The 19,908-nt window shown below is 66.9% G+C and carries 16 protein-coding genes; 3 read left to right on the top strand and 13 right to left on the bottom strand.

The genetic code is table 11. From position 1 onward, the window contains the following. Nucleotides 1–8 precede the first annotated feature (8 nt). The 3 genes from AAG689_RS21975 to AAG689_RS21965 are packed head-to-tail and all read right to left on the bottom strand — an operon-like array spanning nucleotide 9 to nucleotide 2,778. Nucleotides 9–1,046: a branched-chain amino acid ABC transporter permease gene (locus AAG689_RS21975; RefSeq protein WP_406623772.1), complete on the bottom strand. Its 1,038-nt coding sequence runs from the start codon at nucleotides 1,044–1,046 to the stop codon at nucleotides 9–11. Continuing rightward, nucleotides 1,046–1,927, bottom strand: a complete 882-nt coding sequence (locus tag AAG689_RS21970; RefSeq protein WP_406623771.1) for a branched-chain amino acid ABC transporter permease — start codon at nucleotides 1,925–1,927, stop codon at nucleotides 1,046–1,048. The genes AAG689_RS21975 and AAG689_RS21970 overlap by 1 nt, the downstream gene beginning before the upstream one ends. After that, nucleotides 1,924–2,778 carry an ABC transporter ATP-binding protein gene (locus AAG689_RS21965; protein WP_406623770.1) on the bottom strand — a complete coding sequence of 285 codons (855 nt, stop codon included), beginning with the start codon at nucleotides 2,776–2,778 and terminating at the stop codon, nucleotides 1,924–1,926. The genes AAG689_RS21970 and AAG689_RS21965 overlap by 4 nt, the downstream gene beginning before the upstream one ends. Nucleotides 2,779–2,911: 133 nt before the next feature. On the opposite strand from AAG689_RS21965, the gene AAG689_RS21960 reads away from it, so the two are divergent. Next, the gene (locus AAG689_RS21960) at nucleotides 2,912–3,622 is read left to right on the top strand and encodes a TetR/AcrR family transcriptional regulator (RefSeq protein ID WP_406623769.1); all 711 of its coding nucleotides are present in this window, start codon (nucleotides 2,912–2,914) and stop codon (nucleotides 3,620–3,622) included. 18 nt (nucleotides 3,623–3,640) lie between these two features. On the opposite strand, the gene AAG689_RS21955 is transcribed toward AAG689_RS21960, so the two are convergent. From AAG689_RS21955 to AAG689_RS21930, 6 genes are all read right to left on the bottom strand, one after another. Beyond that, the gene (locus tag AAG689_RS21955; RefSeq protein WP_406623768.1) at nucleotides 3,641–7,108 is read right to left on the bottom strand and encodes a DEAD/DEAH box helicase family protein; all 3,468 of its coding nucleotides are present in this window, start codon (nucleotides 7,106–7,108) and stop codon (nucleotides 3,641–3,643) included. A gap of 150 nt (nucleotides 7,109–7,258) precedes the next feature. Next, nucleotides 7,259–8,905 (bottom strand): ATP-binding protein, encoded by a 1,647-nt coding sequence (locus AAG689_RS21950; RefSeq protein ID WP_406623767.1) that lies wholly within the window; start codon nucleotides 8,903–8,905, stop codon nucleotides 7,259–7,261. 22 nt (nucleotides 8,906–8,927) lie between these two features. Next, the gene (locus AAG689_RS21945; RefSeq protein ID WP_406623766.1) at nucleotides 8,928–10,505 is read right to left on the bottom strand and encodes a restriction endonuclease subunit S; all 1,578 of its coding nucleotides are present in this window, start codon (nucleotides 10,503–10,505) and stop codon (nucleotides 8,928–8,930) included. A gap of 197 nt (nucleotides 10,506–10,702) precedes the next feature. Continuing rightward, complete coding sequence (locus tag AAG689_RS21940; protein ID WP_406623765.1) at nucleotides 10,703–12,262, bottom strand: N-6 DNA methylase; 1,560 nt, start codon at nucleotides 12,260–12,262, stop codon at nucleotides 10,703–10,705. A gap of 117 nt (nucleotides 12,263–12,379) precedes the next feature. After that, on the bottom strand, nucleotides 12,380–12,808 hold the full coding sequence (cueR, locus tag AAG689_RS21935; RefSeq protein ID WP_406623764.1) for a Cu(I)-responsive transcriptional regulator: 429 nt from the start codon (nucleotides 12,806–12,808) through the stop codon (nucleotides 12,380–12,382). After that, a complete protein-coding gene (locus AAG689_RS21930) occupies nucleotides 12,805–13,002 on the bottom strand; it encodes a heavy-metal-associated domain-containing protein (RefSeq protein ID WP_020227316.1) in 198 nt (65 codons plus the stop codon). Before AAG689_RS21930 ends, cueR begins: the two co-directional genes overlap by 4 nt. A 103-nt stretch (nucleotides 13,003–13,105) precedes the next feature. Here AAG689_RS21930 and AAG689_RS21925 point away from each other — a divergent pair, with 103 nt between their 5' ends. Together AAG689_RS21925 and AAG689_RS21920 are read left to right on the top strand one after the other, a co-directional pair. Further along, nucleotides 13,106–15,310, top strand: a complete 2,205-nt coding sequence (locus AAG689_RS21925) for a heavy metal translocating P-type ATPase (RefSeq protein WP_406623763.1) — start codon at nucleotides 13,106–13,108, stop codon at nucleotides 15,308–15,310. A 95-nt stretch (nucleotides 15,311–15,405) separates the two neighbouring features. Further along, a complete protein-coding gene (locus tag AAG689_RS21920) occupies nucleotides 15,406–16,995 on the top strand; it encodes a methyl-accepting chemotaxis protein (protein WP_406623762.1) in 1,590 nt (529 codons plus the stop codon). A gap of 41 nt (nucleotides 16,996–17,036) precedes the next feature. Here AAG689_RS21920 and AAG689_RS21915 read toward each other — a convergent pair whose 3' ends face one another. From AAG689_RS21915 to AAG689_RS21900, 4 genes are all read right to left on the bottom strand, one after another. Beyond that, complete coding sequence (locus AAG689_RS21915; protein ID WP_406623761.1) at nucleotides 17,037–18,155, bottom strand: alkene reductase; 1,119 nt, start codon at nucleotides 18,153–18,155, stop codon at nucleotides 17,037–17,039. A gap of 71 nt (nucleotides 18,156–18,226) precedes the next feature. Next, nucleotides 18,227–18,835, bottom strand: coding sequence for a glutathione transferase GstA (gstA, locus tag AAG689_RS21910; RefSeq protein ID WP_020228644.1), 609 nt, complete (start codon nucleotides 18,833–18,835; stop codon nucleotides 18,227–18,229). An 87-nt stretch (nucleotides 18,836–18,922) separates the two neighbouring features. Continuing rightward, nucleotides 18,923–19,174, bottom strand: coding sequence for a YkgJ family cysteine cluster protein (locus AAG689_RS21905; RefSeq protein WP_406623760.1), 252 nt, complete (start codon nucleotides 19,172–19,174; stop codon nucleotides 18,923–18,925). Nucleotides 19,175–19,239: 65 nt separating this feature from the next. Next, nucleotides 19,240–19,824: an NADPH-dependent FMN reductase gene (locus AAG689_RS21900; protein WP_406623759.1), complete on the bottom strand. Its 585-nt coding sequence runs from the start codon at nucleotides 19,822–19,824 to the stop codon at nucleotides 19,240–19,242. Nucleotides 19,825–19,908: the final 84 nt, after the last annotated feature.

The raw sequence follows: 19,908 nt of genomic DNA, 5'->3' as shown, positions 1-19,908 counted from the left end.
CGATGGGTCTAGTTGCGGAAGGGCCACAGGTGGAAGAACCGGCGCACGCGGCGCCATATTTCTGCGAGCCCCAGCGGCTCGAAGACCAGAAAACCGATGATCAGCGCGCCGAACACCACCAGGCGCACGGGCGAGAGGAACACGGCCAGCCCTGCCCCGCCGGGCAGCAGGTCCACGGCGAACTTGAGCAGCTCGGGCACCATGGTCATGAAGGCAGCGCCGAGGATGCCGCCCAGGATGGAGCCCATGCCGCCGACGATGATGGCCGCCAGGAAGAAGATCGACATGGACAGCGGGAAGCTCTCGGGCGTGACCACGCGGAAGAAATACGCCCACAGGCCCCCGGCCACACCCGCGTAGAACGACGACAGGCCGAAGCTCAGCAGCTTGTAGCGCAGCAGCGGAATGCCCAGCACCTCGGCCGAAATGTCGCGGTCGCGGATGGCGATGAAGGCGCGCCCGATGCGCGTGCGAAACAGGTTGGCCGCGCCCAGCAGCAGGAGCACCGTGACCGGCACGATCAGCCAGTAGAGGCGGAACGACGTGTCCAGGTCGGTGCCCAGCAGGCGTGCGGGCTGCATGGAGATGCCCGCCGTGCCGCCCGTGATCTGCAGGTTGGCGAACAGGAAGTGCGCGATGAACGACGCGGCGATGGTTGCGATCGCCAGGTATAGCCCCTTCACGCGCAGCGAGGGAATGCCCACGACGATGCCGCCCACCATGGCCACCACGCCGCCCGCGGCCAGGTTCAGCAGGAAGGGCGTGCCCCAGCGCGCCTGCAGGATGGCCACCGTGTAAGCGCCCAGTCCCATGAACGCGGCCTGACCCAGGCTCACCAGGCCCGTATAGCCCGTGAGGATGTTGAGGCCCGTGGCGCTGGCGATGTTGATGGCCACCAGGCAGGCCATGTAGAGCCAGTAGTCGCTGGCGACGAAGGGGAACAGCGAGAGCAGCGCGGCGGCGATGGCGAGCCACGCCTTCTGCGTGCGTGAATCGAACAGCGCGGCGTCGGCGACGTAGCTTTCCTTGAGGGTTCCGATGCGCATCAGAGTCTCTCGATCTCATGGGTGCCGAACAGGCCGTAGGGCCGCAGCATGAGGATGGCGACCAGCACCACGAAGGTGGCCAGCAGCTTGTATTCGCCGCCTAGGTACGCGCCCGCGAGCGCCTCCACCAGGCCGATGATGAGCCCGCCCAGCAGCGCGCCGAGCACGCTGTCGAGCCCGCCCACGATGACGACGACCAGCACCGAGAGGCCGAACACGCCCATGCTCGACGAAATGCCGCCGATGGAGCCCACGATGATCCCGGAAATGGCCGCGAGCATGGCCGAGGCCACCCATGCCAGCGAGAACACGCGCGGCACGTTGATGCCCACCGAGTAGGCGGCGGCCTGGTCGCTGGCCGTGGCGCGCAGGGCCACGCCGCCGCGCCAGAAGCGGAACACCAGCAGAACGGCCGCGATGAACACGGCGGCGATCACCGCGCCCCAGAACACCTTGGGTGCGAGAAAGGCGTCGCCGACCATGATCGGGTCGCTGGGCATGAACTCGGGCAGGCGGCGCTGGTCGGCCGTCCAGACCATCTCCACCAGGCCCACCAGCACCGAGCCCAGGCCCACGGTGACCATGAAGACGGAGATGGGCGGCTCGCCCAGCAGCGGGCGGATCATGGTGCGCTCGATCACCGCGCCCAGCAGGCCGCAGGCCAGCACGGCGGCGGGGATGGCCAGCCACAGCGGCATGGCCCACATGGCGGCGAAAGTGAAGAACAGGTAGCCGCCGGCCATGAGCATCTCGCCGATGGCGATGTTCACCACGCGCGTGGCCTTGTAGACCATCACGAAGGCCAGCGCCGCGAGCGCGTAGAGGCCGCCGCTGGCGATGCCGGTAAGGCTGATCTCGAACAGGTAGGCCCAGTCCATCATGCGGCCTCCCGCGCGCCGGCATGCAGCTTGCGGCGCAGCGCGCCCACGTCGCCCGCGCCGAGGTAGGCGCGGTTCACCTCCGGGTCGGCCTGCACCACGGCGGGCGTGCCCTGGGCGATGACCTGGCCGAAGTTGAGCACCACGACGTGGTCCGACAGGTCCATGACCATGCCCATGTCGTGCTCCACCATGAGCACCGTCACGCCCCATTCGGCACGCACGTCGAGGATGAAGCGGGCCATGTCCTCCGTTTCCTCGCGGTTCATGCCGGCCACGGGCTCGTCGAGCATGAGGATCTCGGGCTGCATGGCCAGGGCACGGGCCATCTCCACGCGCTTCTGCAGCCCGTAGGACAGGGCCGAGACGGGCGCGTGGCGGATGTGGTCGATCTCGAGGAAGTCGATGATGCGCTCCTCGATGTCGCGGCGCAGCTCGGCCTCCTCGCGGCGTGCGCGGCCCAGGTAGAGCAGGGCGTCGAACACGTTGGTCTTGAGGTGCGCGTGGCGGCCGAGCTTGATGTTGTCCAGCACCGTCATGCCGCGAAAGAGGGCGATGTTCTGGAAGCTGCGGCCCAGGCCCATGCGGGCGCGCTGCGGCGCGGGCACGCGCGTGATGTCCTGGCCCTTGAACCGGATGCTGCCGCCCGTGGGCCGGTAGAAGCCCGAGATGGTGTTGAAGAGCGAGGTCTTGCCCGCCCCGTTGGGCCCGATCACGGCCGTGATGGAGCCCGGCTGCACGCCGAAGCCCACGCCCGACAGCGCCCGCACGCCGCCGAAGGCCAGCGTGACACTGTCCACCTGCAGCAGGGGCGGGGCGGCGGCGGGCGCGCCGCGCGCAAGCGTTGTCTCCATCGGTTTCCTCTACGGGTTTTTTCGCACCGGAGATGAGCCTACTTTTACGTAGACTCGTTACTCGTGAGTAGATTTTTGGAGAGTCGGCCTTTCGGGGCATCAGGACTTTCCCGGTACGCAAAGGGCCATCAGCATGGGTACGTCCTCCAAAGCCGCCACCCCTTCCCCGCCGCCGCGCGCGCGCAAGCAGGCCGACGCCTCGCCCTGGGCCCGGGCGCCGGAGCGCGAACGCCAGCGCGAGGCCAAGCGCAACGCGGTGCTGTCCACGGCCGCGCAGATGTTCAACGAACGGGGCTTCCACGCCACGTCGCTCGACGACATCGCTGCCCGCCTGCACGTGACCAAGCCCACGCTGTACTACTACGTGAAGAACAAGGACGAGATCCTGCTGGAGTGCGTGCGCAAGGGCCTGCACATGACGCTGGACGGCATCGAGGCCTCGCGCCAGGCCGGCGGCAACGCGGTGGATCAGCTGCGTGCGTGCATGGAGGTGTATGCGGACATCGTCGCCCAGCCCTTCGGCATGTGCCTGATCCGCGTGGGCGACGAAGAGGTGCCCGAGCCCAGCCGCACCGAGCTGCGCCGCATGAAGTCGGAGATCGACCACGCGTTCCGCCGCCTGGTGGCGCAGGGCGTGGAGGAGGGCTCGCTCGCCGCCTGCGATCCGAAGATGACGGCCTTCGTGATCGCGGGCGCGTTGAGCTGGATCGGTCGCTGGTACCAGCCTGGAGGGGAATACTCCGCCGCCGAGGTGGCGCGGCAGTGCATCGCCACGCTCATGGATGGAGTACTGGGACGGGCCGAGCCCACCTGCAAGCCGCGCAAGCGCGCGGCTGGTGTTTGATGGCTGGGCAGGGTGTTTTCAGGCAACTTCTTGCAGAGCGAATTGCTCCAATGCCTTGAATAGCTGCTCCACCCGCTGCGTATCGAAAACACCATCCGGCCCTTGCGCATGAATGTCGGTGAAGGGGGACTCATAGAGCCGTTCCGCCGGCATGGCTCCATGCTCCGTCAGGTGCCGCACGATTTCCTCGACGAACTGCAATTGGCCCGCGCTGGCGGTGCCTGTTGCGATCAGGCCGGCAAACGCTGCCGTGGCGGCTCCGCGATCCAGTCCTACCAGTGAGCGAATGAACAAAGGCAGGCTGGTGTGCAGGGCGCGGGCCCGTTCGATGTCCCTGTCGCTGCCGCCCGCTTCGTGCAGCAGGGCTTCCAGTTCAGTCAGATCCGTGGCGGTCAAGGGCTGGTTGCGCCGCAGCTTGTGCAGGGCCAGCCGGTCTTCGTGGGCGCGCAGGAATATCTTGGCTTTGGCTCGAAAACGGTCGAAGTCCACGGCGCTTGCCACCAGGGGTAGATCGACTTCGGTGGTTTCGCCCAGCGCATCTTCGAAGTCGGTATAGACCACCTTGCGGCTGGTTTTCTCGATCAGCTTGATGAGGCCGCGCAGCTTGCGACGCGCCTGCTCCAGTATGGGCAGGGTCACGTCCTGCCACCATTCTTCGCCCGCGATGGCTTCGATCAGCAGCAGGTGCTCGCGCACGCTGGGTACGTTGGCAAGTTCCAGCAGGCCGTTCGCCAGTTGCTGCACGCGCGTCTGCAAACGGGCCAGCGCAGGCTCCTGCCGCAGCAGGGCGAGCTGGGTGCCCATCATCAGCGCGTCGAAGCGCTTGGCGTCCTCGTCGTTGTCGCGCACGCTGGTAGGCAGACCGGAGAGATGTTCCGATACCTCGGCCAACTGCTCCGCCGTCGGCTGCTTCCACGCATCGGCCTGCGCCCAGGTCTCCACCCAGCGGCGCTGCGGCCGCACCATGAAGTTGGCGAGCGGCATGCCTTCCACCGTGCGGTGCAGCAGAGCGGCAATGTCGTTGCGGATTGCGCCTTCGGTCAGTGCCAGCGCCGGCGGTGTGTCTTCGGCCACGCCTTGCGTTGCCAGGCGCTGGTCCAGCACGCCCAGCAGTTCCAGCCGGGCATTGAACAGGCGCTGCGACAGCGGCTGCACCAGCGCGCCCTCGCTGCCCTCCAGCTCCTGGCTGAAAAACTCCAGGTTCTGGCAGAAGTCGAAGATGAAGAAATCCTTCTTGTCCTGATCCGGCCCGTACAGGTCTTTGCACAAACGGGTGCCGCGCCCCACCATCTGCCAGAACTTGGCCTTGGAGCGCACTATCTTGAAGAACACCAGGTTCACCACCTCGGGCACGTCGATGCCGGTGTCCAGCATGTCCACCGAGATGGCGATGTGCGGTGCGCGGTCCTTCTGCGCAAAGGCGTCGATGAGCGACTGCGCGTATTCGGTCTTGAAGGTGATGACGCGCGCGAACTCGCCCCGGTACTGCGGGTAGTTGGCGTTGAAGCGCTCGGCGATGAACTCGGCGTGCTGCTGGTTCTTGGCGAACACGATGGTCTTGCCCAGCCGGTCGCCACCTGCGACCTTGTGGCCGCGCGCCATCAGCAGAGCCAGCATCTTGTCCACCGTGTCGGTGTTGAACAGCCATTGGTTCACTGCCTCGGCGCCCACGGCGTCGGGCGCTTCGCCGCCCTCATCGTCCCACTCCAGCGCGTCCCACTGGTCTTTTTCGTCTTCGCTCAGGTCGTCGTAGCGGATGCCCTCGCGCTGGAATCGCAGTGGCACTGAAATGGCCTTGGGCGGTGCCAGATAGCGCTCGGCGATGGCATCATCCAACCCGTAGGCATCGGTGGGCACGCCGCTCTCCAGGCCGAAAAGGCTGTAGGTATTGCGGTCGATCTCGTCCTTGGGCGTGGCCGTCAGGCCCACCAGCAGCGCGTCGAAGTAGCTGAAGATGGCGCGGTACTTCTGGTAGATGGAGCGGTGCGCCTCATCCACCACGATCAGGTCGAAGTGGCCCACGCCGAAGCGGCGCTGGCCACTACCCGCGCCCTCGTTGATGAGACCCATCATGGTCGGGTAGGTGCTGACGTATACGCGGCCCTCGGTGGCGCGATCGGTCACCAGGTTCACCGGCGTGGCGTCGGACAGATGGGCCTTGAAGGCGTTCACGGCCTGGTTCACCAGGGCCACTCGGTCGGCCAGGAACAGCACGCGCTTGCACCAGCCCGCGCGCATCAGCAAGTCCACCAACGCGATCACCGTGCGCGTCTTGCCCGCGCCGGTGGCCATCACCACCAGCGCCTTGCGGTGCTGGTCGCGTTCGAAAGTCTCGGCAATGCGGCGGATGGCGCGCTGCTGGTAATGCCGTTCCACGATGCCGGGCGCGATGGGCAGGCTGTCCAGCGGCTTGCGGCTGGCGCGCCGCTGCACCATCAGTTCCAGCTCGTTCTTCTTGTGAAAGCCTTGCACCGCGCGCGGCGGGCTGGTGGCGTCGTCCCACAGCCAATGCTCGTAGCCATTGGTGCCGTACATCACGGGGCGCTGGCCGAACTGCTGTTCCAGGCAGTCGGCATACAGGCGGGCCTGCTGCTCGCCCTCGCGGGCGGAACGGCGCGTGCGCTTGGCCTCGACGATGGCGAGCGGCCTGCCGTCGTCGCCCCAGAGCACGTAATCCACGTAGCCCTTGCCCTCGTTGTTGGGCATGCCCTGCACTTCGTATTCGCGGTCGCGCGCGTCGGAGAGTGTCCAGCCCGCTTCCTTGAGCAGCAGGTCGATGAACAGGTCGCGTGTGGCGGCTTCGTCGTAGTCGTGTGCCGGAGCGGGCGCTGCGGCATTGGCGGCCTTGGCGGCGGCGATTTCGGCGCGATAGCGGGCCAGTTCTTCATCCATCGCGGCGTTGCGCGCTTCGGCCTCGCGCAATTGCGCGTCCTTCTGGGCCAGGGCTTCGGCCTGTTTTTGCAGGGCCTCTTGCGCGGCGACCTGGGCGGCGCGGCTGGCCTGCGCTTCGGCCATGGCGGTGGAAGGTGAAGAGGGCAGCAACTCGGGGCGGAACTGCAGGCCCGCGCCGGGCCGGTCGGCCGCCTTGCGCGTATAGCGCTGAGCCAGCCAGAAGGCCACATGGAACAGCTCGCGCAGCGCGTTCAGCGCGTCCTGCTGTGGCACCGGGCGGGCGTTGTGCACGGCTTGGTTGCCCAGGCGGCGAATCACGTCCATCTTGGCATGCACAGTGCTGCCCACCAGTTGCTGAAAGCTGGGCTCAAACAGAAAGGCCGACAAATCCGCCTTGTAGGGCATGCGCAGGCACCCATTGCGGCCCCCTTCGGCCTGGAACAGCCACGCGACGGCAAGCTCTAGCGTGCGGCGGGCGTAAAAGCAGGCGGCGCGCGGGTCGCCCAGCGCGGCGGCCTCGGCGCGGCGGGCCTCGGCCACCAGTGCGGGCCAGTCGGGAGCGAGAAAGTCAAAGTTGGATGGCGTGCTGCTCACGGTGGTTCTTTCATGCCCCCGGTTCATTGGGGGACGTTGTGTCCAAAGACACTCTAAAGCCTGAAAGGCGCAGTGAATGCTTTAGAGAAAGCTTTATAAGTTGTTGTTTTTTAAAGCGTTCTCCGTCGTCATATGAATGTTTAAAGAGGTTTAAAGGGGTTTATGGAGGTCAGGCATAACGCTGAACCAGCGCGCCCACCGGCGTTGGCCTCTCAGCATCAGCTTGCCCTCGTCCCGCAACTCCCGCAACAAGTCTCGCACCGTGCTTTCAGGCAACGTGGGCAGCACTTGGCGCAGTTCGGCCAGCGGTGCGCCCTGTTCTCCCTGCTTGGTCAGGTGCGTGAGCAGCAGCGTCTTGTTGGTTTCACGGTCCAACCCCCGCTGGCGGGTGTAGGTTCCCTTGGCGCCCAAAGATGCGTACAGCGCTTCGGAGAGGATGTAGCGCGTGCCCTTGCCCCGTCCGATGGCTTCGGCAGCGCCTGCGGCCACAAGGCCCGGCAGGCGTTCCTTGAGTGCAGCAGGCAGTGTTTTGCCCTGTTCCAGGCATTCCAGCGCCAGATAGTCCAGCGTCGAAAAACTGCGCAACGTGTCTTCCCCCAGCCGCTCCATGAACCGCACAAAAGCCGGGTTGCGCACGCCGCCTTCCAGCGTCAGCCGTACCTCGTGCGCGGCGGTGCCTGCAAAGCTGGGCAGGGGCTTGCCCTGGCGCACGGCGCTTTCCATCATCAGGTTCAGCCCCTGGCCGGACCGCTCTATCAGCCCGCACCGCGCCAGCGCCTCTGCCAAGCGGCGGTTGCGCGGGTTCTGCTGGTCGATGATGTTCTCGGGCGTGATGCCCGGCGGCAACCCGCCAGGGCTCACCACCTCCAGCCGCTTGGCGAACTGCCGCACGAAGACCGAGCCCCCCAGCCGGTAGTCACGGTGAGCCACCGCGTTCAGGATGGCCTCGCGCACCGGCACCTCGTCGAACGTGGGCAAGTCCATGCGAAAGAAATCGTCCTGATAGCTCTGGCGGTCGTTACGCAGGTTGATCTTTTTCCACAGCGCGTCTTGCCAGGCAAAGAAGCCCGCGCGGTATTCCTCGCGGTCGGCCGCCGGGCCTGCCGCTTCGGACGAGCGGTACTCAAACACCAGCTCGGCCTGCGCCAGCCACCGCGTCAGCCCCGCCCGCGTGCCGAACAGGATGAGTGCCGCATAACTCACCTGATCGCCTTCCACCAACAGTTCTGCATCGCGTAAGGTCTGCAAGTCGCCCAATTCGCGCTTGCGCAGGTCGCTGCTCTTTCTGGCCCAGCGCTCGCGGAACAGGGCGATGGAATCCGGCTCCAGATCGGCCAACGTGGCACCGGGGCATGGCTGGGCGGAAAAGTCCGGCCCCGCCTCGGCAAACATGGCCCGCAGTTCGTGGTCGGCGAGCGGGGCCAGATCGTCGCCCGCGCGCTTGAAGTAGCTGCCATCCACATTCCAGGCCGTGCCCGGCAGGCGCGAAGGCACATGCACCACCAGCACGCGCCCTTCGGGCAGGCGCAATTCCTCGACCGGAACGCGATGCCCCAGCCGCTTGTGCAAGCCCGCCTCGGTGCGGCCAGGGTCTTCAAACGCCTGCGTGCCCACGATGCGCCGGGGGCGCTTGTCCGTCACACCCAGCACGATGGTGCCGCCGCCCTCGTTGGCCAGGGCCACGCAGTACTTGAGCAGCTTTTCAAAGTCGTAGCGCTGCTTGGCCTCCTTGAACTCCAGGCGCTGGCCTTCGGGTTCAAGCAGCCATTGGTGGAGTTGAGCGACGGAAGTGGGCATGGTGCAGCAGGAAGTGAGGAAGCTACAGATTCCAGTGACGCTGGCGTGCTTCGGGCGAGAGCGTCTCGATGATGTACTTCAACGGAATAGGCTCGTTCTCTGGTGTTCGGTCGTAGGCGCTGTCGTGCGAGGCGGTCTTGGTCTGCGTGAATGTCATGTCCCGGCAGTAGCGGATGGCCCATTCCAGGCTTTCCAGGGCTTTCGGGCTGAGCTTGCTGAAGTCGGCATCACGCAGGGCCGTGAGCGTATTGCCCTGGCGGCGCAAAGCGCAGCGCAGGGCGTCATCGTCGAAATCGCTCAACAGGCGCTCCCCGTTCAGCACCCGTGTGGCGTCGTAGGCTGCCTGCGGCACTGGGCCGTGAGGCAGTGCGCAATAGGTCTCGTTGTAGATCAGGCGGCCATGGTGTTCCAGATGGTGCCTGTCGGCAAAGTAAAGAGCCTTGTGCGTCTTGTAGAGATCGCCGCCGGGTATGCGATTGGCGAGGTAGATCAATGCCTCTTGGCCGATGGAGGCTTCCAGTTGCAGCAGCCCTGCAAAGTTCTGCGCCGAATGGCGCGCTACGGCGGTTTTTTCTGCGGAGGTAGAAGCCAACTCGCCACGGAATGCCCGCTGTTGCAGCGAGGCGAATAAAGCATCGAGCGCGGCCAGGGCGCGGCGGTGAGTGGCTTTGAGGGCTTCGATGGAGGCGATGCGAGTGGCAAAGGTTTGTTGGAGGGAGAGAGGGGGAACTGGCACCTCCAAGGCAGAAATTTCCTTCGTGTTGATGTTGTACTGCACAGATGATTTCCGAGAGGCTTTCAGAAATACATTGCGGCCTCCTGGCGTTCTGAGCATTTGTCGAATGAACTCAGGCAGTGCTCGGTCGGCCCGGAATCTCAAACGCATAAGGTGCGAGTCAAAGGCCCACAACTCGTCTTTTGGTTGAGTCACTACACATTTACCAAGATGTTCTTGACTGGCGATCGCTCGCGCCATGAGCAAATCTCCAGCTTTGACGCTGTGTCGTTCAACAGCTGATCCGGTCAACTCAACGTACTTTTTGTCCTCAAGTGTCAACTGCCAGTCTTGTATGTTGGCGACTCGTAGACAAAGCCATGAGCCTTTCTCTGCTGCGCCAGGGATCATCGTTCCAAAAATTGGAGGCGTCTCGAAAAGCTCTGACATGCAACGCCACTCCCATCGCTTGGTGTTGTCCAGTGGGTCTCCAAACATATCGAGAAAGAGGGACTGGGTGAGGCTGTCGAGCAGGGCCAGGGCGGTGCGGCGTTGGGTGCGGAGGGTTTCGGCTTGGTCGAGGATGGCGGCGATGCGGCGTTGTTCTTCCAGCGGGGGCAAGTAGATCGGAGCAGATCGAATGTCTGACTGCGTGATGTTTGTCATGGAGCCGCTTGACCCGCCTGCGCATTGAAAGAAATGTGCCGAGGCGGAAGGCGATCTCAAAGCGCGAACGAGATAGCGCGCATCGACTGCAGATTCATCGGGAACCAGCTTCAGCAACTTGTCTGAAAGTAGTAGGTGAGGGTAGTCGCCATGCACCATGACCGGCGCACCTACGAGCTCACGCGTGTTTGCTCGGGAAATCAGGATGTCCCCGTTCATGGGGCGTGGACAGTCCTTGGGGTCGTAGCTGGGCGGCAGTGCCTTATTTTCGTGGGGGCGGAATGAGCCCCACGTCACTGCGCTGACTTTGAGAATGCCGAGTTCGTTGTCCTGCGCTGGCCGCTCAAGCGTCTGCACGCTCTTGCCGGAAACAATACCCCGCAGAACGCTTCCAACAGTCGTCAAAGATGGGGGCATCACAACATCCCCTCCAACACCCCCATCCCCCGCGCAATCTCTCCCTCCAACTCCCGCAGTTCCGCCAATATCTCCCCCGGCGCCCGGTGCTGCACCTGCGCATGCACCACCTCCTTGTACCGGTTGATGCTCAGGTCATACCCATTCGCCTCGATGTCCGCCCTGGGCACGCAAAAGCTCTGCGCCGTGCGGGGCCGCTCACGTTCGCTGCCGTTCCTCTGCCCCCAGCGCGCCAGCACGTCGGGCAGGTTGTTCTTGGCGTGCTCTGCTTCTGATAGCTGATTGCGCCCTTCCACAAAGGGCTGGAGCCCTAAAAGGCTTGTATCCAGCAGCGGCTGGCGCTTGTCGTCCAGGCTCCAGCCGTCGGCCTGCATGTCGTAGAACCACACGCTGTCGGTGCCGCCGCTCATGGTTTTGGTGAACAGCAATATGGCGGTGCTGACGCCCGCATACGGCTTGAACACGCCGCCGGGCAGGCTGATGACGGCGTCGAGCTTTTGCTCTTCGACCAGCTTGCGGCGCAGTTCCTTGTGGGCCTTGCTGGAGCCGAACAGCACGCCGTCGGGCACGATGACGGCGGCGCGGCCACCGGTTTTCAAGAGGCGCAGGAACAGGGCCAGGAACAGCAGCTCGGTCTTCTTGGTCTTGACGGTCTGCTGCAAGTCCTTGGCGGTGTTTTCGTAGTCCAGGCTGCCCGCGAAGGGCGGGTTGGCCAGGATGAGGCTGTAGGCCCCGGCGTCACCCGCCGCGCCTTCGGCGAGGGAGTCGCGGTACTCGATGGCGGGGTGTTCCACGCCGTGCAGCACCATGTTCATGCTGCCGATGCGCAGCATGGTGTTGTCGAAGTCGTAGCCGTGGAACATGCCGTTGTGGAAGTGCGCGTTTTGCACGGGCACGCGCAGCATGTCGGGGTAGGTGCGGCGCAGGTATTCGCCGGCGGCGACGAGGAAGCCGCAGGTGCCGCTGGCGGGGTCGCAGATGGTGTCTTGCGGCACGGGGGCCGTGAGGGCCACCATCAGATCGATGATGTGGCGGGGTGTGCGGAACTGCCCGTTCTGCCCAGCGGAGGCGATCTTGCCGAGCATGTATTCGTACAGGTCGCCCTTGGTGTCGCGGTCGTCAAGCGGAATGGTGTCGAGCAGATCGACCACCTTGGCCAGCAGGCCCGGCGTGGGGATGGTGAAGCGCGCGTCGCGCATGTGGTGGGCAAAGGCGGTTTTGGCGGCGGGGCCGCCCGATAGCTTCAGGCCGCGCAGGAAGGGGAAGACCTGCTCACTCAGCACGGCGAACATTTCTGCGGGGGCCATGTGCTTGAAGCGTGACCAGCGCATGTCGTCGAACGGGCGGCCATGGGAGTCCAGGCCTGCAGGAATGATCCGCACGGGCGGGGTTTTCAGGCGCAGGGCCTTGTTGTCCTCGCGGGTCTGGTCGCTGTCGAGCGCGCGCAGGAAGAGCAGGTAGGTGATCTGCTCGATGACTTCGAGGGGGTTGGCGATGCCGCCGGACCAGAAGGCGTTCCAGACTTGATCGACCTTGTTTCTCAATTCGCCGGTGAGCATGGGGCAGGGCTTGGATGGAAAGCCGTGAGTCTGCCACGGGTCGAAGGTGTGTTTTCAGCGTTTTTGGACTCCAACGCTTGTGTGGAAAGCGCAGGCAGCTATCAATCGAGGAGCGAATCACTGCCCCGGCGCGTTGGCCAGATCGTCGAGGATCGGGCAATCCGGCCGGTCGTTGCCCTGGCAGCAGCCCACCAGCGCCTGCAGGCTGCGCTGCATGGCCTGCATGGCGGCGATGCGCTCGGCCAGGTCGTCGATGTGCCTTTGCGCGATCTGCTTGACCTGGCTGCTGGCGCGTTGCTTGTCCTGCCACAGGCCGAGCAGGGTGACGATCTCGTCCATCGAGAAGCCCAGGTCGCGCGCGCGGCGGATGAAGCGCAGGGTGTGCACGTCCGCCTCGGTGTACTGGCGGTAGCCGCTGTCGGTGCGCGCCACCTGGGCCAGCAGGCCCAGCGACTCGTAGTGGCGCACCATGCGCGCGGACACGCCCGCGCGGTCGGCCGCCGTGCCGATGGGCACCGGCCAGCCCTCGGCAGGGCGGGGGCTCATGCGGCGACCTTGTAGCCTTCTTCCTGGATGGCATTGGCGATCGCGTCGCGCGGCTGGTCGCTCTCTACGACGACCTGGCCGGTGGGCAGGTCGACCTTGACGACGGCGTCGGTATCGACCTCGCGCACGGCGTGGACGACGGCGCGCTCGCAGTGGCCGCAGGTCATGCCTTGGACCTGGAAAGTGTGTTGCATAGGATGCTCCTTGGGTTGGTTGACGGCGTCATCATGAAGCCTGACATGGTGGCAGAGTCAAGGGGTTGACCTTGCCATGTTGTCAAGGTTTAACGTACGCGGCATGACTACTTCAACGGCTTCTTCCTCGCTCGACCTGGGCATTGGCGGCATGACCTGCGCGAGCTGCGTGGCGCGCGTGGAGCGGGCGCTGCGCAAGGTGCCCGGCGTGCACGATGCAACGGTCAACCTGGCCACCGAGTCGGCGCGCATCACCTACGACGGTGCGGGCAGCGACGTGGAGGCGCTGGCGCGCCGCGCGGTGCGCAACGCGGGCTACGAGCCGCGCGTGCTCGCGGCGCAGGAGGCCGAGGCCGACCTGTCTCCCTGGGCGGGCTTCGCGCCGGTGGCGCTGGGGCTGCTGCTGTCGGCGCCGCTGGTGCTGCCCATGGTCGGCGACCTGTTCGGCAGGCACTGGATGCTGCCCGCCTGGGCGCAGTTCCTGCTGGCCACGCCGGTGCAGTTCATCCTGGGCGCGCGCTTCTACAAGGCGGGATGGCATGCGGCGAAGGCGCTCACCGGCAACATGGACCTGCTGGTGGCGCTGGGCACCAGCGCTGGCTACGGCCTGTCGCTGTGGCTTTGGGCCACGGCCCATCCGGGGCACACGCCGCACCTGTACTTCGAGGCCTCGGCCGTGGTGATCACGCTGGTGCTGCTGGGCAAGTGGCTGGAGGCGCGCGCCAAGCGCCAGACCACGGCGGCCATCCGTGCGCTGCATGCGCTGCGGCCCGAGGTGGCGCACCTGCTGGGGCAGGGTGGCGAGGTGGACGTGCCCATCGCCGAGGTGATGGCCGGCGACCGCATTGTGGTGCGTCCCGGCGAGCGCATCCCGGTGGACGGCACGGTGCTCGAAGGCCGCACGCAGGTGGACGAATCCATGCTGACAGGCGAGCCGCTGCCGGTGACGCGGGAGGAGGGCGCGTTGCTGACGGGCGGCGCGATCAACGGCGACGGCCGCATCGTCATGCAGGTGACGGCCGTGGGCAGCGAGACGGTGCTCGCGCGCATCATCCGCCTGGTGGAGGATGCGCAGGCCGCCAAGGCGCCAATCCAGCGGCTGGTGGACAAGGTGTCGGCCGTCTTCGTGCCCACGGTGCTGGGCATCGCACTGGTCACGCTGGCGGGCTGGCTGTGGGCGGGCGCGGGTGTGGAGCAGGCGCTGATCCATGCCGTGGCGGTGCTGGTCATCGCTTGCCCCTGCGCGCTGGGGCTGGCCACGCCGGCCGCCATCATGGCCGGCACGGGCGTGGCCGCGCGCCACGGCATCCTGATCAAGGACGCGGAGGCGCTGGAGACGGCGCACCGCGTCGACACGGTGGCCTTCGACAAGACCGGCACGCTCACCGTGGGCCGGCCCCGGCTCACCGCGTTTCACGTGGAACCAGGGGCCGAAGATGCGGCGCTGCTGGCCGCGGTAGCCGGCGTGCAGAGCGGCAGCGAGCACCCACTGGCGCGCGCCGTGCTGGCCGCAGCGCAGGAGCGCGGCCTGGCCGTGCCCGCGCCCGAGGGCGTGCGCGCGGTGCCCGGGCGCGGCACCGAGGGCGAGGTGGCGGGCCGCAGCTACCTGGTGGGCAGCCTGCGCTGGATGCAGGAACTGGGCGTGGATCTGGGCGCGCTGGCCGACCAGGCCGCGGCGCTGCAGGCCCAGGGCGCCACCGTGTCGGCCGTGGCGCAGCGCGCGGAGAATGGCTTGGCGGCGTGTGCGCTGATGGGTTTCGGCGACGAGCCCAAGCCCGGTGCGCGCGAGGCGCTGGCGGCGTTGCGCGCCAAGGGCGTGCGCTGCGTGATGATCTCCGGCGACAACCGCGGCGCGGCCGAGGCCATGGCCCGCCGCCTGGGCCTGGACCCGGAAGCGGGCGAGGTGATGGCCGAGGTGCTGCCTGGCGACAAGGCCGCTGCCGTGGCCGCCCTCAAGGGCGAGGGGCAGGTGGTCGCCATGGTGGGCGACGGCGTGAACGACGCGCCCGCCCTGGCCGCCGCCGATGTGGGCATGGCCATGGGCAACGGCACCGACGTGGCCATGCACGCCGCCGGCGTGACGCTGATGCGCGGCGACCCGGCCCTGGTGGCCGCGGCGCTGGACATCTCGCACCGCACGGTGGCCAAGATCCGCCAGAACCTGTTCTGGGCCTTCGCGTACAACGTGGCCGGCATCCCGCTGGCCGCGCTGGGCTACCTGAGCCCGGTGGTGGCGGGCGCCGCCATGGCCCTGAGCTCGGTGAGCGTGATGACCAATGCCTTGCTATTGAAGCGCTGGCGCGGTTGATAAATACCGCGGCAGGTCTTTCCCATGTCTGGCAAACTGCAACGTTTTGTTGCAGTTGGTCGGGCCATGGGCCGGACACGTCGAGGAATACGCCAATGAACTTCTACGCACTCATGCGGCTTTTTACCATTCGTGTGCGCATGATCGGCGCCATTGCGGTGGTGCTGGGGCTGCTGGGCCTGTTGGGCGGGGCGGGCATGCTGGGCATGTTCCGCATCCATGGGCTGAGCCAGGACTTCATCCACCAGTCCCACGCGGCGGTGAAGCTGCTGGGCGACCTGCGCGGCCAGATGGGCCAGGTCCGCCAGTTCGAGAAGGACATGATCATCCACTACGAGAAGCCCGACGCGGTGCGCGCCTCCCACGGTCAGTGGCAGGCGGCGCTGGACCGGGCCAAGGCGCTGACCGAGAAGTTCGCCAGCGTCTGGCAGGGCGAGGAACTGGCCGAGGTCAAGGGCATTGCCCAGAAGCTGGAGGCCTACCGCACGCAGTTCGCCCACGTGGCGCGCCAGCTGGAAGAGGGCGGCTACGACACCGCCACCATCGCCAACCGCATGAGCGGCCGGGCCGTGGAGCAGTTCGCGGGCGCCGCCGAGACGCTGGAGGCGCTGGACAAGCGCTTGGCCGGCGAGGTGGACAGCGCCATCGCGCGCGCCGATGGCATCACCGAGCAGACCAAGTGGCTGTTCGGCCTGGCGGTGCTGATCACCGTGGTGGTGGTGGTGCCGCTCACGCTGCTGAACATGGTGTCCATCTGCCGCCCGCTGGAGGTGGCGCGCGCGCTGGCGCAGTCGATTGCGGGCGGCAACCTGTCGCAGCGCATCCGCGTGGACGGCCGCGACGAGGTGGCCGACCTGCAGCGCGCGCTGCTGGAGATGCAGGGCGGCCTGGGCGCGCTGGTCTCGCAGGTGCGCGACGCCAGCGGCAGCATCGCCACGGCCAGCCAGGAGATCGCCTCGGGCAACCAGGACCTGTCCGCGCGCACCGAGCAGACCGCCAGCAATGCGCAGGAGGCCGTGGCCTCGCTCGCCCAGCTCACGGCCACGGTGCAGCAGACGGCCTCGTCCTCGCAGGTGGCCAACCAGCTCGTGGCCTCGGCCTCGGGCATCGCCACGCGCGGCGGCCAGGTGGTGGAGCAGGCGGTGACCAGCATGCACGACATCTCCACCTCCAGCCGCAAGATCGGCGACATCATCGGCCTGATCGATTCCATCGCCTTCCAGACCAACATCCTGGCGCTCAACGCCGCCGTGGAGGCGGCGCGCGCGGGCGAGCAGGGCCGTGGGTTCGCCGTGGTGGCCAGCGAGGTGCGCAGCCTGGCGCAGCGCAGCGCGCAGGCGGCCAGCGAGATCAAGGGCCTGATCAGCGCCAGCGTGTCCGCCGTGGATGGCGGCGTGCGCCACGTGGAAGACGCGGGCAAGGCCATGCAAGAGATCGTGGCCAGCGTGCAGCGCGTGACCGACATCATCGGCGAGATCAACTCCGCGGCCTCCGAGCAGGCCGGCGGCATCGGCCAGGTGAACGAATCGGTGGGCGAGATCGACCGCATGACCCAGCAGAACGCTGCGCTGGTGGAAGAGTCCGCCGCCGCCGCCGAGTCGCTGCGCGAGCAGGCCGCGCGCCTGTCGCAGGTGGTGCAGCAGTTCCACCTGGAAGACGAAGGCCTGCCGCTCCTGAAAGCGTAGCTGCCAGCGCTTGCTTGGCAAGCGCTGGAGCCCGATTTGGCTTAAATTTGCGCTAGGGTCGGGTAGTCGGTATAGCCCTTCTCCCCGCCGCCGTAGAAGGTCTTGCTGTCCCAGGCGTTGAAATCCGCGCCGCGCCGCAGGCGCTCCACCAGGTCGGGCGTGGAGATGAAGGCGCGGCCGAAGGCCACCATGTCGGCGCGGCCGCTGGCCACGGCCTCCCGCGCCGTGGCGGCGTCGTAGCCGTTGTTCACCATCCACGCACCCTGGCCGCCCGCGTCGCGGTAGGCGGCCTTGAACGCGGCGTAGTCGAACGGGCGGCCCTCCACATCGCGCGGCCCGCCCGTGGCGCCCTCGATCACATGGATGTAGGCCAGGCCCAGCGGGGCGAGCTGGCGCGCCAGGTAGTCGAACAGCGGCTGTGGATCGTCGTCCACGATGTCGTTGGCGGGCGTGACAGGCGACAGGCGGATGCCCACGCGGCCCGGGCCCACGGCGTCGGCCACGGCGCGCGTCACTTCCAGCATCAGGCGGGCGCGGTTCTCGATGCTGCCGCCGTAGTCGTCCGTGCGCTGGTTGGCGCCGGTCTTGAGGAACTGGTCCAGCAGGTAGCCGTTGGCGCCGTGGATCTCCACGCCGTCGAAGCCCGCCGTCTCCACCGCGTTGCGCGCGGCCGCGGCGTAGGTGTGCACGATGCCGGGCAGCTCGCCCGCGTCCAGCGCGCGCGGCGCCGAGGTGGGCACGAAGCTGCCCTGGCCCGTGGCGCGGTCGATCAGGTAGGTCTTGGACTTCGCCTGGACGGCCGAAGGAGCCACGGGCGCACCACCCTCGGGCTGCAGGTCGTTGTGCGAGATGCGGCCCACGTGCCAGAGCTGCGTGACGATCTTGCCGCCGGCGGCGTGCACCGCGCTGGTCACACGCTTCCAGCCGTCGAGCTGCTCGGTGCCGTAGAGGCCCGGCACGTCGGCGTAGCCCTGACCCTGGTGGCTGATGGCCGTGGCTTCGGTGATGAGCAGTCCGGCGCTGGCGCGCTGCGTGTAGTAGGTGGCGGTGATGTCGCGCGGCACGGCGTCCGGCGCGCGGTTGCGCGTGAGCGGTGCCATGGCGATGCGGTTGGCCAGGTGCAGGTCGCCCGCGTCGAGGGGGTCGAACAAGGTGGTCATGTACGGTTCCTTCAAAGAAAAAAGCCCGTGTTTCACGTGAAACACGGGACAGGCCCTGAGCGCGGAGCTTCTTACTTGAGCAGGCCCTCGGCCTTCATGGCCTCCTGCACGGCAGGGCGGGCGGCGATGCGTTCGCGGTAGGCCGCCAGGTGCTGCAGGCCCGAGATGTCCAGACCCACGGCCTTGGCCCAGTTGGTCACGGTGAACAGGTAGGCGTCGGCCACGGTGAAATGGTCGCCCATCAGGAACTGCTTGCCGGCCAGCTCGCCGTCCACCCACTTCAGGCGGTTCAGCACGTTCTCTCGCGCGATGGGCTTGTATTCCTCGGGCGTGTTGGGCTTGAACAGCGGGCCGAAACCCTTGTGGATCTCGGTGCCGATGAAGGTCAGCCACTCCTGCAGGCGGTAGCGCGCCAGCGTGCCGTGGGCGGGCGCCAGGTTCTTTTGCGGGGCTTGGTCGGCCAGGTACTGCACGATAGCCGGGCCTTCGCGCAGGCGGGTGCCGTCGTCCAGCTCCAGCACGGGCACATAACCCAGCGGGTTGATGGTGTAGAAGTCCGTGCCGTCCTGCAGCTTGTGGCTCTTGGTGCTGGCGAGCACGGGGGTGTAGGCGAGGCCCGCCTCATGCAGCACGATATGGGGAGACAGCGAGCAGGCGCCGGGGGAGTAGTAGAGCTTCATGCCGGAACAGTCCTTTCAGGGAAGGGGGTTGTTGAAAGCAGGGGACATGCTAGGCCCATGCGCCGGTGTGTGCTGCGCTGGGGGTTTTCAGGCGGTGGCCTGTTCCAGCCAGGCCAGCCAGCGCATCGCATGGGCGCGCCCGTCGCCGCACATCTGCGCGCTGGGCCGCAAGGAGGAACAGACCGCCGGGCGGCCGGGCTGGCCGAAGATGCGGCAGCGCCCCGCTGCGTCCAGCTGCACGCAGCGCACACCTGCCGGCTTGCCCTGCGGCATGCCGGGAATGGGGGAGCTGATCGAGGGCGCCACGCAGCAGGCGCCGCAACCGGGGCGGCACTCCATGGCGCTATGAGATAGATAGCTGCTTGCGCTTGCTGGATAAGCGCTGGAGGCTGTTTTATGCATATTCACCCGGCACCATGCAGCCGCTGTGCGGCCCACAGCACCTGTTCCACCACGGCGCGCACCTGCGCGCGCTGCTGCGGGTCGATCAGGCGGCCCTCTTCGTCGAACGCCGTGGCCGCACGCGCCAGCGCATAGTGGCGCGGCGCCAGCCAGCATTCGAGGGTCAGGAGCAGGGGCGCCAGGTAGCTTTGCGCGCGCAGCCCTCCCAGAGCGCCGTTGGATGCGCTGAGCACGCCCACCACCTTGCCCGCAAAGGGCCGCGCCATGTCGGCCCACAACGGATGGCCGGCCACGGGGCTGGACGCCCAGTCGATGGTGTTCTTGAGCAGGCCGGTGTAGCTGGCGTTGTACTCGGGCGAGCAGATCACCCAGGCGGGGTGGGCGTCCATCACCTCCTTGAGCCGCACCACGTCGGGCGGGGTGCCGGCGGCTTCCACGTCGGCGTTGTACAGGGGGATGTCGAAATCGGCCAGCTCCAGCAGCGTGACTTCAGCCCCGGCCTCGCGCCCCAGTTCGGCGGCGACGCGGGCCAGGCGGCGGTTGAACGATTGTTGGCGGGTGCTGCCCGCGAAGACCAGGAGTTTCATGCGGCGATTGAAGCACAGGGCAGGGGCAGGAATCCTGCGCCGTTCCACGTGAAACAGCGCTGCTCCCACGGAAATGGGCAAAGG

Source organism: Acidovorax sp. SDU_ACID1 (assembly GCF_045291395.1).
In the GTDB taxonomy this organism is placed as follows: Bacteria; Pseudomonadota; Gammaproteobacteria; order Burkholderiales; family Burkholderiaceae_C; genus MR-S7.
Note: the sequence above shows the minus strand (reverse complement) of the source record. Positions and strands in the feature narration are given on the sequence as shown.